Source organism: Ferrimonas balearica DSM 9799 (assembly GCF_000148645.1).
GTDB lineage: Bacteria > Pseudomonadota > Gammaproteobacteria > Enterobacterales > Shewanellaceae > Ferrimonas > Ferrimonas balearica.
In genome coordinates this window covers 1,564,641-1,576,797 of record NC_014541.1, presented here as the reverse complement: position 1 = coordinate 1,576,797, position 12,157 = coordinate 1,564,641, and the positions used below count along the sequence as shown (strand labels likewise).

13 protein-coding genes are annotated in these 12,157 nt (G+C 60.4%); 5 read left to right on the top strand and 8 right to left on the bottom strand.

The genetic code is table 11. The features are described 5' to 3' along the window. Window positions 1-43: 43 nt before the first annotated feature. Together FBAL_RS19905 and FBAL_RS07150 are read left to right on the top strand one after the other, a co-directional pair. Window positions 44-394, top strand: a complete 351-nt coding sequence (locus tag FBAL_RS19905) for a MaoP family protein (protein WP_013344916.1) — start codon at window positions 44-46, stop codon at window positions 392-394. Next, window positions 391-1,299: an ATP-grasp domain-containing protein gene (locus FBAL_RS07150; RefSeq protein WP_013344915.1), complete on the top strand. Its 909-nt coding sequence runs from the start codon at window positions 391-393 to the stop codon at window positions 1,297-1,299. Before FBAL_RS19905 ends, FBAL_RS07150 begins: the two co-directional genes overlap by 4 nt. A 53-nt stretch (window positions 1,300-1,352) precedes the next feature. On the opposite strand, the gene FBAL_RS07145 is transcribed toward FBAL_RS07150, so the two are convergent. After that, window positions 1,353-2,711, bottom strand: a complete 1,359-nt coding sequence (locus FBAL_RS07145; RefSeq protein ID WP_013344914.1) for a KamA family radical SAM protein — start codon at window positions 2,709-2,711, stop codon at window positions 1,353-1,355. A gap of 200 nt (window positions 2,712-2,911) precedes the next feature. Between FBAL_RS07145 and FBAL_RS07140 the strand changes: the two genes are divergently transcribed. The 3 genes from FBAL_RS07140 (at window position 2,912) to cdd (ending at window position 5,635) form a co-directional block, all read left to right on the top strand. Further along, on the top strand, window positions 2,912-3,148 hold the full coding sequence (locus FBAL_RS07140; protein ID WP_013344913.1) for an HP1242/YdcH family protein: 237 nt from the start codon (window positions 2,912-2,914) through the stop codon (window positions 3,146-3,148). Window positions 3,149-3,234: 86 nt separating this feature from the next. Then, window positions 3,235-4,647 carry an exodeoxyribonuclease I gene (sbcB, locus tag FBAL_RS07135; protein ID WP_013344912.1) on the top strand — a complete coding sequence of 471 codons (1,413 nt, stop codon included), beginning with the start codon at window positions 3,235-3,237 and terminating at the stop codon, window positions 4,645-4,647. A 103-nt stretch (window positions 4,648-4,750) separates the two neighbouring features. Further along, window positions 4,751-5,635 (top strand): cytidine deaminase, encoded by an 885-nt coding sequence (cdd, locus tag FBAL_RS07130; protein WP_013344911.1) that lies wholly within the window; start codon window positions 4,751-4,753, stop codon window positions 5,633-5,635. Window positions 5,636-5,700: 65 nt separating this feature from the next. On the opposite strand, the gene FBAL_RS07125 is transcribed toward cdd, so the two are convergent. The 7 genes from FBAL_RS07125 to plsX all read right to left on the bottom strand — a co-directional run bounded on the left by FBAL_RS07125 (window position 5,701) and on the right by plsX (window position 12,149). Continuing rightward, window positions 5,701-6,567, bottom strand: a complete 867-nt coding sequence (locus FBAL_RS07125; RefSeq protein WP_013344910.1) for an NAD(P)-dependent oxidoreductase — start codon at window positions 6,565-6,567, stop codon at window positions 5,701-5,703. Between the two features lie 172 nt (window positions 6,568-6,739). After that, window positions 6,740-7,978, bottom strand: coding sequence for a beta-ketoacyl-ACP synthase II (gene fabF, locus FBAL_RS07120; protein ID WP_013344909.1), 1,239 nt, complete (start codon window positions 7,976-7,978; stop codon window positions 6,740-6,742). Window positions 7,979-8,043: 65 nt separating this feature from the next. Beyond that, entirely contained in the window at window positions 8,044-8,277 is a 234-nt protein-coding gene (acpP, locus tag FBAL_RS07115) for an acyl carrier protein (protein WP_013344908.1), read from the bottom strand. Window positions 8,278-8,441: 164 nt separating this feature from the next. Then, on the bottom strand, window positions 8,442-9,188 hold the full coding sequence (gene fabG / locus FBAL_RS07110; protein WP_013344907.1) for a 3-oxoacyl-ACP reductase FabG: 747 nt from the start codon (window positions 9,186-9,188) through the stop codon (window positions 8,442-8,444). A gap of 16 nt (window positions 9,189-9,204) precedes the next feature. Beyond that, a complete protein-coding gene (gene fabD, locus FBAL_RS07105) occupies window positions 9,205-10,134 on the bottom strand; it encodes an ACP S-malonyltransferase (protein WP_013344906.1) in 930 nt (309 codons plus the stop codon). A 12-nt stretch (window positions 10,135-10,146) separates the two neighbouring features. Next, window positions 10,147-11,115, bottom strand: coding sequence for a beta-ketoacyl-ACP synthase III (locus FBAL_RS07100; RefSeq protein WP_013344905.1), 969 nt, complete (start codon window positions 11,113-11,115; stop codon window positions 10,147-10,149). Window positions 11,116-11,123: 8 nt separating this feature from the next. After that, complete coding sequence (gene plsX / locus FBAL_RS07095) at window positions 11,124-12,149, bottom strand: phosphate acyltransferase PlsX (protein WP_013344904.1); 1,026 nt, start codon at window positions 12,147-12,149, stop codon at window positions 11,124-11,126. Window positions 12,150-12,157: the final 8 nt, after the last annotated feature.

Below are 12,157 nucleotides of genomic sequence, written 5' to 3'. Positions count from 1 at the left end.
GTCGCGCCTCCTCAAAAACGAGCGATGCAGAGAGACAACAACAGTGGCAGAGAGTCCAGTTAGTTTTCAGGCTCTGTCCCGCTTTGCGGACAGACGCTATCCCCGTGGGCTTGCCCGCAGCGGCTTTTTCACCTTAAGTGAAGCGGAGCGTCTTGAGCGCCATGGTGTGGCTTACGCCGCCCTGAGCAACGCAGAACGGGCGCCGATCAACGAGGAAGAAGAGGCTTTTCTGGCTGTCGTTTCCGGGCAGCGCGAAGCCCAGTCCCCACACGAAAAGGTGTGGCTTAAATATTTGGCAACGCTGAACCGACGCCGTTATGCCCTGACCGCCAGTCCGAGTAAGAGCGGCTGGGGCGACTCCGAGGACAGCAACTTGGATATGGACCTGGAATGAAAGGTTGGATTTTTTACAGTAAAGACCGCGCAGACCTGCCGGCGGACAACTACGAGATCCGTCGCATTGTGGCTGCTGCTGAAGCCAAGGGCATCGAGATCGATGTGATCCGCCCTGACCGCCTGGAAATGGTGGTGGGTGAACACCTGGCTCCGAGTCTTTATCTGGACCAAGAGCCGGTGGCACTGCCCGATTTCGTGCTGCCGCGCCAAGGCGCCACCACCAGCTACTTCACCCTCAGTCTGCTGCGCTTCCTGGCTCAGCAGGGTGTGAAGGTACTGAACAGCGCCGACGCCATCGCCTTGTGCGGTGACAAGATGCAATCCGCCATCGCACTGGCCCACCAGGGTGTACCGATGCCGGCCGCCATGCTGGCCCGCTTCCCGGTGGACACCGACGAAGTGGTTCGCAAGATGGGCATGCCGGTGGTGCTGAAGACCCGCAGTGGTTCTCAGGGCACCGGTGTCATGCTGATGCGCAACGAGTCCCAGTTTAAGGACATGATGCAGCTGATGGGTAACGTTAACCCGAAAGCTGAGATGATGTTCCAGCGCTACGTTCAGTCCAGCCACGGCCGTGACATCCGCGTTATCGTGGTGGGCGGTAAGGTGATCTCCGCCATGGTTCGCCAGGCGGCGGAAGGTGAGTTCAAGGCCAACGTACACGCTGGCGGGACCACCACCCCGCAGGAGCTGACTCCGGAGCTGGTAGAGCTGTCCGTGCGCGTTGCCACCCTGCTCAACCTGGACATCGCTGGCCTGGACTTCCTGTGCGGCGAAGACGGTCACTTCCTGCTGTGTGAAGCCAACTCTTCCCCGGGCTTCAAGGGCATGGAAGCGGCTCACCCAGAGCTGAACATGGCCGAAGTACTGGTGGAGCTGGCCATCGCCACCTGCCAGCGCTAAGCGCCCCCCCAAAAAAACGCCCCGCACTGCGGGGCGTTTCTGTCTCTGGTGGTTCAGCCTTCGAGGCTGCCCCCCATCGCTTCATACTCCTCCTGCCAGAAGAACTTGGCCTCGCCAAACGCGGGCTTCAGGTCGTCCAGCCAGTGGGCGTTCTCATCGTACTTAGCGAAGAACGGACGCTGGGCCCAATCCGGGTTGCGGGCCTGGATAAAGCGCAACACAAACACCTTCTCTCCGGCCACCTCGGTGACACCCTGAATCTCCACCTTGCCGGGACCGGCACTCATGCTCGGCCCCCGGGCGGTGCGGGCCAGACCGGACACCTTACTGATGGCATCGCGGTAGATTTCGTAGGCCTGATACAGCGGCACCTCAAAGTAGCGCTTCGGACCGGTATCTCGCTCAACAAACATGTAGTACGGAATGATGCCGAGCTTGACCTGCTTCTGCCACATCCTGGCCCAGTCATCGGCGTTGTCGTTGATGTTCTTCAGCAGCGGCGCCTGGGCGCGGATATTGGCGCCGGTGGCGCGGATGCGACGGACCGCTTCTTCGAAGATGGGGGTTTCCATCTCCTGCCAGTGGTTCAGGTGGGCCATGATGGAAACGTGCTTACCCGCCTTCACCAGGCGACGGAACAGCGCCAGCAACTCGTCGGCATCGTCGTCGGTGACAAAGCGGTAGGGCCAGAAGGTCAGCGCCTTGGTGCCAAAACGGACGGTCTGCACATGCTCGGTGTCCGGGTTGTCGATCAGCGGTTCAACGTACTGGGCGATCTTGGTGGTTTTCATCACCATCGGATCACCGCCAGTGATGAGCAGGTCACTGATCTCCGGATGCGCCGCCAGATAACGGTGCAGGGTATCGGCGTCGTTGGAGTTAAAGCGCATCGCCTTGCCGACGAACTGAGCCCAGCGGAAACAGAAGGTGCAGTAGCTGTGGCAGTACTGGCCCTGGGCCGGGAAGAACAGCGCGGTCTCCTTGTACTTGTGCTGCATCCCCGGCAGTTTCTCGCCGTCCAGTTCCGGCACGTTCATGCTCATCTGGCCGGCGGGGTGCGGATTCATCTCGGCACGCAGGGTCTGGCCCAATTCAAACACCTGCTGCGGTGACGGGTTCTGACGAAGCAGAGTCGCCATCCGCTCAAACGCCTCCGGCGCCAGCATCCCCTTCTGGGGAAAAGAGAGTTGGAAGATCGGATCGGCCGGCAGGTTGTCCCAGTCGATCAGGTCATTGGCTACGTATTCGTTGACCCGAAACGGCAGCACGCTGGCCACCACCTTCATCTCGAATTTCAGCGCTTCCGGCAAGCGATTGACCAGCTCAATCTTGTCGAGCTGGCGCTGTTGGTACACCTTGAACCGGCGCTGGGGAAAGATTTGCAAGGTCGAAACTTCAGCAGGAATGTTCATACACACAACACCCATTTAATAATTATTTTTGCCCTTGGCGAAAATCCCTTTCGCGAACGGCCCTGCGGGAAAAGGCGTAATTTTAATGTTTTTTTGACATTTTTGGAACCTTGTAGCCCGAGAAGCCCCCAGTCACCCTGACGTCAGCGCCCACCGTGTCTATCATTAAAGCGTGTTCAACCCCCATTCCGGAGGCATCTATGTTGGGTGAACCGCACGACCTGCCACACGAGTTTCCACGGCTCGCCAATCAGATTGATCAACGCACCGAAATCGACCCCCTGTTTGCCGAGCTGTCTGAGCAATACCACCAGATTGATGATGAGATACGCCGCCTTGAACTGGCCGGCTCACCCATCAGCGATCAACACCTTCAGGGGATGAAACTGAACCGATTACGGCTAAAAGATCAGCTGTACGATCTGCTGACTCGCTAAACCCAGCCAGGGCGCCACCTGGCGCCCTAAAACCCCCGCAACTTTCTGGTACACTGGCGCTTTACTGTAGAAAGCGGAACACCTGAATGCGGCAAGACGAAACCCTGCTTTGGCACGATTACGAGACCTGGGGCGCGGATGTGGCGCGCGACCGTCCGGCGCAGTTCGCCGGGATCCGGACCGACCTGGATCTCAACATCATCGAGGAGCCGGTGGAGTATTACTGCCGCCTTCCCGCCGACTACCTGCCCAAGCCGGAAGCGATGCTGGTCACCGGCATCACGCCGCAGAAGGCCAACCGCCTCGGTGAGGTGGAAGCGCAGTTTATCGCCCGGGTGCATGAACAGATGGCCCGCCCCAACACCTGTACCGTGGGCTACAACTCCATCCGCTTTGATGACGAGATCACCCGCTACGCGCTGTACCGCAACTTCTTTGACCCCTACGCCCGTGAATGGCAAAACGGCAACAGCCGCTGGGACATCATCGATCTGGTTCGCGCCTGCTACGCCCTGCGCCCGGAGGGCATCGTCTGGCCTGAGCGTGAAGACGGCGCCCCCAGCTTCAAGCTCGAGCACCTGACCGCCGCCAATGGCATTGGCCATGACAGCGCCCACGATGCGGTGTCCGATGTGAAGGCCACCATCGCCCTGGCCAAGCTGATCAAGACCACCCAGCCCAAGCTGTATGAGTGGGCATTCCGCCTGCGCAACAAGCGCTTCGCCGCCAGCCAGATCGACATCCTGGCCCTGAAGCCGCTGCTGCACGTCAGCTCCCGCTTCCCTGCCAGCCAGGGCTGCGCCTCTCTGGTGTTGCCGATGGCCTGGCACCCGGAGAACAAGAACGCGGTAGCCTGTGTCGATCTCGCAATGGACCCCACCCCGCTGCTGGAGTGGGACATTGAGACTCTGAAGGCGAAGCTGTATCAGAAAGCGGTCGACCGCACCGAGGGCGAACCGCGGGTGCCGGTGAAGCTGGTGCACATGAACAAATCGCCCTTTATCGCCCCCGCCAGCAGCCTGGAGGACGCCAATGCCGAGCGCCTTGGGCTGGATAAGGCGGCCTGCCGCGAGCATTACAAGCTGCTGCGTCAGCACCACGCCGAAGTGCGGGAGAAACTGCACGGCCTGTTCAGCGACGACGCACCGCCCCAGCGCGAACCGGACAACCCGGACGTTCAACTCTATGGCGGCTTCTTCAGCGAGGCGGACCGGGCCCAGATGGAACTGGTGCGCAGCACCGCACCGGAACATCTGGCCGCGCTGGAGCCGCAGTTTGTTGACCCGCGCCTGCCCAAGCTGTTTTTCCGCTACCGGGCCCGTAACTACCCCAACACCCTCAGTGAAGCGGAGCAGCGCCGCTGGGTTCAGCATTGCCAGCAATCCCTGGCGGATGCCGACTACGTGCACAATCTGGAGCAGCTGTTCGAGCAGCACAGCAGCGACGAAGAAAAGATGAAACTGCTGACCGCTCTGGGTCACTACCTGCAGTCCTTGTAGCCCATCAACCCCGTTGTTCAGAATGCGCGTCGTGATGGCGCGCACATTAATTCCATCCGCGACTGCCTACACTGTGCACATCTCAGACAACGGAGCGTGCCGTATGGCCACCCCTTTTGACACTGCACTGACCCAGATCCCCGCCGAGCTTGCCGCGGCGCTGACTGCGCACCTGCCTCAGCCCTTTACCGGGAAGCTGAGCCCACAGGACGTCGCCGCACTGGAACAGGCCAGCGGAATGAAAGGTCACGATCTGCTGCTGGCGATGTTGCCTCTGGCTGCCAGCTTCTCCCAGGCGCCGGTTTCCCACTTTGAAGTGGGCGCCATTGCCCGCGGCATCAGTGGCACGCTGTACTTTGGTGCCAATCTGGAGCTGGCCGGTGAAGCGCTGTTCCACTCCGTACACGCCGAGCAGTCCGCCATCAGCCACGCCTGGCTGGCTGGCGAAGCGGGCCTGACCGAGATCGTGGTGAACGCCTCACCCTGCGGCCACTGCCGTCAGTTTATGAATGAGCTGAACGGCGCCGACGAACTGATCATTGTGCTGCCGGGCCAGGATAACGGTGCCCTGCATCACTACCTGCCCTACGCCTTTGGCCCCAGTGACCTCGGTGTCGAAGTGGGGCTGATGGCCGCCTCCGGCCAGGCTCTGCAGCTGGAGAGTGACGATGCGCTGGTGAACGCTGCCCTGGCGGCTGCTCGCCTCAGCTACGCGCCCTACTCCCATAGCCCCTCAGCGGTGGCACTGCAGTGTCAGGATGGTCAGGTGTTTGTCGGCCGCTACGCGGAAAACGCGGCGTTTAACCCCAGCCTGCCGCCGATGCAGATGGCCCTGGCCGACATGGCTCGTCACCGGGTCGGCTTTGACCGAATCCAACGGGCGGTACTGGTGGAGTTGGACGACGCTCAGATCAGCCAGGCCACCGCAGCGCGGGCGGCCCTGGCCGCCATCAGTGACGTTGAGCTGGCGATCTGCCACGCCAAATAGCCACCGAGCGTACGCCACAAAAAAAGCCGCCCATCGGGCGGCTTTGTTGTATCCGGCACACCGGCTCAGCGCTTCAGGCGAGTCATCAGTGAAGAGGTGTCCCAACGCCCACCACCGAGTTTCTGCACCTCGGCGTAGAACTGGTCCACCAACGCGGTCAGCGGCAGTTGGGCACCATTGCGACGGGCTTCGGTCAGGGCGATATCGAGGTCTTTGCGCATCCAGTCGACGGCAAAGCCAAACTCGAACTGGTCCTGCAGCATGGTGCCGGAGCGGTTCTCCATCTGCCAGGACTGGGCCGCCCCTTTGCTGATCACGTCCACCACGCGCTCACCGTCCAGGCCCGCCTGTTGGGCAAAGTGCAGCCCTTCTGCCAGTCCCTGAACCACGCCAGCGATGCAGATCTGGTTCACCATCTTACAGAGCTGGCCACTGCCCACCGGGCCCATCAGCACGGCGGAACGTGCATAGCTGTCGATCACCGGCTTGGCCTGGGCAAACTGAGCCTCATCGCCACCCAGCATCACGGTCAGCACGCCGTTTTCGGCGCCAGCCTGGCCACCAGAGACCGGTGCATCGAGGAAGCCTTTACCCTGAGCCGCGGCAGCCTCAGCCAGCTCACGGGCCACATCCGCAGAGGCGGTGGTATGGTCCACCAGGATGGCACCGGGGGCCATGCCCGCCAGTACCCCATCGGGCCCCAATACCACGGAGCGCAGGTCATCGTCGTTACCCACACACACCATCACCAGTTCGGCACCTTCGGCCGCTTTGGCCGGCGTCTCGGCCCAACGGCCACCGTGTTGCTCACTCCAGGCCTGGGCCTTGGCGGTGGTTCGGTTATAGACACAGACATCATGACCATTGGCCTGAAGATGGCCCGCCATGGGATACCCCATCACACCCAGTCCAATAAACGCTACCTGACTCATTGTTTTGCTTCCCTTACTGCAAAATGTGCAGCCATTGTCTGACAGTGCGTCCCGGTTGCCAACCCGCGTTCCCGATTAAGGCGGCCGCTTTGCGGATAAGGCCGTCGTGCCCATCGTTCACGCACAAAAAAAGCGCCCACAAGGGGCGCTTTTGCTGAATGCACTAAAAGCCTCAGGCTTTCTTGAACAACAGTGAACCGTTGGTGCCGCCAAAGCCGAAGGAGTTGCACAGCGCGTACTCCATCTCGACGTCACGGGCGCCCTGGGTGTTGAAGTCCAGGTCGCAACCCTCGGAGGGGTTCTCCAGGTTGATGGTCGGCGGTACTTTCTGCTCGTTCAGAGCCAGTACGGTGAAGATCGCTTCCACAGAACCGGCAGCGCCCAGCAGGTGACCGGTCATGGACTTGGTGGAGCCCATGATCAGCTTGTAGGCGTGCTCACCAAACACCGATTTCACACCGTTCACTTCAGCGATGTCGCCAGCGGGGGTGGAGGTGCCGTGGGCGTTGATGTAACCCACCAGCTCCGGCGCGACACCGCCGTCGTTCAGCGCGTTGCGCATGGCAGCGGCACCACCACGGCCATCTTCCGGCGGCGAGGTCATGTGGTGGGCATCGCCACTCATACCAAAGCCAACCAGTTCGGCGTAGATCTTGGCGCCACGGGCCACCGCGTGCTCGTACTCTTCCAGTACGATCACACCGGCACCGTCACCGATAACGAAACCGTCGCGGTCTTTGTCCCAGGGACGGGACGCGCGGGTCGGGTCGTCGTTGCGGGTGGACAGAGCTTTCGCAGAAGCAAAGCCGCCCACGCCCAGCGGGGTGGTCGCCATCTCAGCGCCACCAGCGATCATCACGTCAGCATCACCGTAAGCGATCATGCGCGCGGCATGGCCGATGTTGTGCACACCGGTGGTGCAGGCGGTGGTGATGGCGATGTTCGGACCAGTGAAACCGTACATGATGCTCAGGTGACCGGCGATCATGTTGATGATGGTGGACGGAACAAAGAAGGGGGAGATGCGGCGCGGGCCGGATTTCATCAGCTGGGTGTGGTTGGCTTCAATCAGCTCAAGACCACCCATGCCGGCACCAATGGCAGCACCGATGCGGTGTGCGTTGGCTTCGGTCACTTCCAGACCAGCATCCTTGATCGCCTGTACCGACGCGGCCAGACCATACTGGATAAACAGGTCCATCTTGCGCGCGTCCTTCTTGGACAGGTACTGCTCGACGTCGAAATCCTTGACCGAGGCAGAGAAGCGCACCGCCAGTTCACTGGCGTCGAAGTGCGTGATGGGGGCGACGCCACTTTGGCCCGCCAACAGGTTGTTCCAGGTGGTGGCAACATCGTTGCCCACCGGGGTTACGGCACCGAGGCCGGTAACCACAATGCGACGTTTGGACACAGGATCCTCCGGGTGAAACAAAAAACAGGCGGCATAAGCCGCCTGTTTTTCTGGAATGCTGAGGCTTACTGGTTAGCCTGAACGTAGTCGATCGCAGCCTGAACGGTAGTGATCTTCTCAGCTTCTTCGTCCGGGATCTCGGTGTCGAACTCTTCTTCCAGAGCCATTACCAGCTCAACGGTGTCCAGAGAGTCAGCACCCAGATCGTCAACGAAGGAAGCCTCAGGCTTAACGTCTTCTTCCTTAACGCCCAGCTGTTCTACGATGATCTTCTTTACGCGTTCTTCGATGTTGCTCATGATTGTTACTTTCCTGTTCAAATACGCTGATGCGTCGAATTGCGGTTAGTGTATTCGATTCCACGTACAATGCAAGCGCCTTGCAGCGTGGTCAAACCACGAAAATACATAATCTTTCGTGAATTTTCGAACCACTATCACGTCATATTACGTCACAGTTTGAATTAGGCCATTACCATGCCGCCGTTGACGTGCAACGTCTCGCCGGTAATGTAACTGGCCCGATCAGATGCCAGGAAGACCACCGCATCGGCAATCTCCTGCGCCTGGCCGAGGCGCGCGACCGGAACTTGCCCCATGATAGCGGCTTTCTGATCATCGGTCAGTTCTTCGGTCATATCAGTTTGAATGAAACCGGGCGCAATGGCATTGACGGTGATCCCACGGCTGGCCACTTCTTTGGCCAGGGACTTGGTAAAGCCCAGCAAGCCCGCCTTGGCGGCAGAGTAGTTCACCTGGCCCGGGTTACCCATGGTACCCACTACGGAGCCGATATTGATGATACGACCATGACGTTTTTTCATCATGCTGCGCAGCACCGCTTTGGAGGTGCGGAAGATGGAGGTCAGGTTGGTGTCGATAATATCGGTCCACTCACTGTCCTTCATGCGCATCATCAGGTTATCGCGGGTGATGCCGGCGTTGTTCACCAGAATATCCACGTCACCGTATTGGCCTTTAATGGTTTCAAACAGCGCTTCGATGGACGCCGGATCGGTCACGTTCAGTACCAGACCGCAACCGGCATCACCCAGATAGGCGCTGATGGCTTCGGCACCACGGTCACTGGTGGCGGTGCCGATAACAGTGGCACCAGCGGCAACCAGTTGCTCCGCGATGGCGCGACCGATACCACGGCTGGCGCCGGTAACCAGGGCGACCTTGCCGCTCAGATCAAGAGCCAGGCTCATAGATTCTCTCCTTTGATTAAGACAGCAGGGCCTGCAGGTCTGCGGGTTGGTTTACCGCAGTGCCGGACAGGGCCTTGTTGATGCGCTTGGTCAGGCCGGTCAGTACTTTACCCGGACCACACTCGACCAGTTGTTCGATGCCCTGCTCGGCCATGGCGTTGACGGTTTCAGTCCAACGCACCGGGCAGTACAGCTGACGCACCAGGGCGTCTTTAATGGCTTCTGCGGTGTCCGCTTTGGCCACGTCAACGTTGTTGATCACCGGGATAGCAGGCGCCACTACGTCGATGTTGGCCAGGGCAGCGGCCAGTTTCTCCGCTGCGGGCTTCATCAGCTCACAGTGAGAAGGCACGCTTACCGGCAGCGGCAGAGCGCGCTTGGCGCCAGCAGCTTTACAGGCTTCACCGGCACGGGCAACCGCGTCTTTATGACCGGCAATCACCACCTGACCGGGGCTGTTGAAGTTTACCGGAGACACCACTTCACCCTGAGCGGCTTCCGCACAGGCTTTGGCAATGGCGTCGTCGTCCAGGCCAATGATGGCGGCCATGGCACCGGTACCGGCCGGAACCGCTTCCTGCATGGCACGACCACGCAGGGCGACCAGCTTAACCGCATCGTCAAATTTCAGGGCACCGGCACACACCAGGGCGGAGTATTCACCCAGGCTGTGGCCCGCCATTACGGTCGGCGCCACACCGCCCGCTTCACAGTAGGCACGCCAGATCGCCACGGAGGCGGTCAGCAGGGCCGGCTGGGTGTTTTCAGTGCTGTTCAGTGCTTCGGCCGGGCCGTCCTGAACCATCTGCCACAGGTCAAAGCCCAGCGCCTCGCTGGCTTCAGCAAAGGTGGCCTGAATGATCGGGTAATCGGCGGCCAATTCGGCCAGCATGCCCACGGTCTGGCTACCCTGACCGGGGAAGATGAATGCGGTGTTCTGAGTCATCAGTTGTCGTCCTTAGTATTTGACCACGGCGGCGCCCCAGGCAAAGCCGGCACCGAAGGCTTCCAGCAGCAGAGTCTGACCACGTTGAATGCGTCCATCGCGGATCGCCATGTCCAGTGCTACCGGTACAGAGGCGGCAGAGGTATTGCCGTGCTCTTCCAGGGTCATCACCACGCGCTCCATCGGCAGCGCCAATTTCTTTGCGGTGGCTTTCAGAATGCGGAAGTTGGCGTTGTGCGGCACCAGCCAGTCGATGTCGCTCTTGGCCATGCCATTGTGCTCCAGCGCCTGCTCAACCACCTGAGCCAGACGGGTCACCGCCTGCTTGAACACTTCGTTACCCTTCATGATCAGGTAATCGCCCTGCTCCGCTTCCAGCTGCACATCTTTGTTGCGCTTCGGAACACGGGTTTTCAGCAGGTCGCCAAAGCGGCCATCGGAGTGGATGTGGGTGGAGAGAACGCCGGGCTCTTCGCTGGCGCCAACCACGGCGGCACCGGCGGCATCACCGAACAGGATCAGGGTGGTGCGGTCGTCCGGGTCACAGTGACGGGACAAGGCATCAGCGCCAATCACCAGTACTTTTTTGCACTGGCCGGTTTTGATGAATTGGTCGGCCACAGAAAGGGCAAACATGAAACCACTGCAGGCAGCGGCCACGTCAAAGGCGGGACAGCCATTGGAACCCAGCAGGGACTGGATCTCACAGGCGGAAGAGGGATAGGCGTTATCGGCGCTGGTGGTGCCGACAATGATCATATCCAGTTCGTCGGCGGCAACACCGGCCGCTTCCAGCGCTTTAAGGGCGGCTTCGTGGCCCATGGTGGTCACGGATTCGGTTGCACCGGCAATACGGCGTTCACGGATCCCGGTGCGCTCGCGGATCCACTCATCACTGGTGTCCACCATGCGCTCCAGATCGGCGTTGGTCCGCACCTGGGGCGGCAGATAGCTGCCGGTACCAAGAATTTTTGTATACATAAGTAGACTTAGGATTTATCCAACAACACCGACTCGAGTCGGCTTTTGATTCGGCCCGGCACTTGCCGCTGCACTTCCAGCACCGCCTCTTCAATGGCGCGCAGGAAGGCCGCGTTATCGGCGTTGCCATGGCTCTTGACCACAATACCGCGCAATCCTAACAGAGTCGCACCGTTGTACTGGTCGGGGTTCATTTGCCGATAGAGCCGCTTAAGGCGTCCCTTCAGCAGCCAGCCCAAAGCTCGGGCCAGCAGGTTACCCTCCATGGCTTGGCGCATTTGCTGCACCAACAGTCGAGCGATCCCTTCCGTGGTCTTCAATGTGACGTTGCCGACAAAGCCGTCGCACACGATCACATCGACGGCGCCGGTAAAGATACCGTCGCCTTCAATAAATCCTCTGTAGTTCAGCTGTGGGGTGGCTTGCAGTAGCTGCGCAGCCTGCTGAACCTGGTCGTTGCCCTTGATCTCCTCGGCACCCACATTCAGCAGGGCCAGGCGGGGGCGACGACGATTGCCGACGCATTCGGCCAGAACCGATCCCATTACCGCAAACTGAAACAGGGTTTCAGAATCGCACACGACGTTTGCCCCCAGGTCCAACATGTAGACGGGGTGGCCGGTGGTGGTAGGCAGGGCGGTGGTCAGAGCCGGACGGTCGATCCCCGGCAGGGTTTTCAGCACCACTTTGGCCATCGCCATCAGGGCGCCGGTATTGCCGGCACTGACACAGGCATCGGCCTTACCCTCGTGGACCAGCTCCAACGCCAGGCGCATGGAACTCTTGCGGCGGTTGCGCAGCGCGTGCAGGGGGCGGTCCGACATGGACACCACTTGTTCAGCGTGCAGCAGTTGCAGTCGGGAGGATTCGGTGCGGTGATGACGACGCAGTTGTTCGCCGATGGCGATGCGGTCACCCACCAGGATGATGGTCAGTTGGGGATAAAGCGCCAGTGCCTGCAAAGCTGCAGGCACTGTGATATGGGGGCCGTGATCGCCCCCCATGGCATCTAACGCTAAGGTTAGATTGGACAAGACAGGGT

Coding starts and splice junctions, on each gene's coding strand:
- acpP (WP_013344908.1), bottom strand. CDS start 8,277: ATGAGCAACATCGAAGAACGCGTAAAGAAGATCATCGTAGAACAGCTG.
- fabD (WP_013344906.1), bottom strand. CDS start 10,134: ATGACTCAGAACACCGCATTCATCTTCCCCGGTCAGGGTAGCCAGACC.
- cdd (WP_013344911.1), top strand. CDS start 4,751: ATGGCCACCCCTTTTGACACTGCACTGACCCAGATCCCCGCCGAGCTT.
- fabG (WP_013344907.1), bottom strand. CDS start 9,188: ATGAGCCTGGCTCTTGATCTGAGCGGCAAGGTCGCCCTGGTTACCGGC.
- FBAL_RS07100 (WP_013344905.1), bottom strand. CDS start 11,115: ATGTATACAAAAATTCTTGGTACCGGCAGCTATCTGCCGCCCCAGGTG.
- FBAL_RS07145 (WP_013344914.1), bottom strand. CDS start 2,711: ATGAACATTCCTGCTGAAGTTTCGACCTTGCAAATCTTTCCCCAGCGC.
- FBAL_RS07140 (WP_013344913.1), top strand. CDS start 2,912: ATGTTGGGTGAACCGCACGACCTGCCACACGAGTTTCCACGGCTCGCC.
- FBAL_RS07150 (WP_013344915.1), top strand. CDS start 391: ATGAAAGGTTGGATTTTTTACAGTAAAGACCGCGCAGACCTGCCGGCG.
- FBAL_RS07125 (WP_013344910.1), bottom strand. CDS start 6,567: ATGAGTCAGGTAGCGTTTATTGGACTGGGTGTGATGGGGTATCCCATG.
- sbcB (WP_013344912.1), top strand. CDS start 3,235: ATGCGGCAAGACGAAACCCTGCTTTGGCACGATTACGAGACCTGGGGC.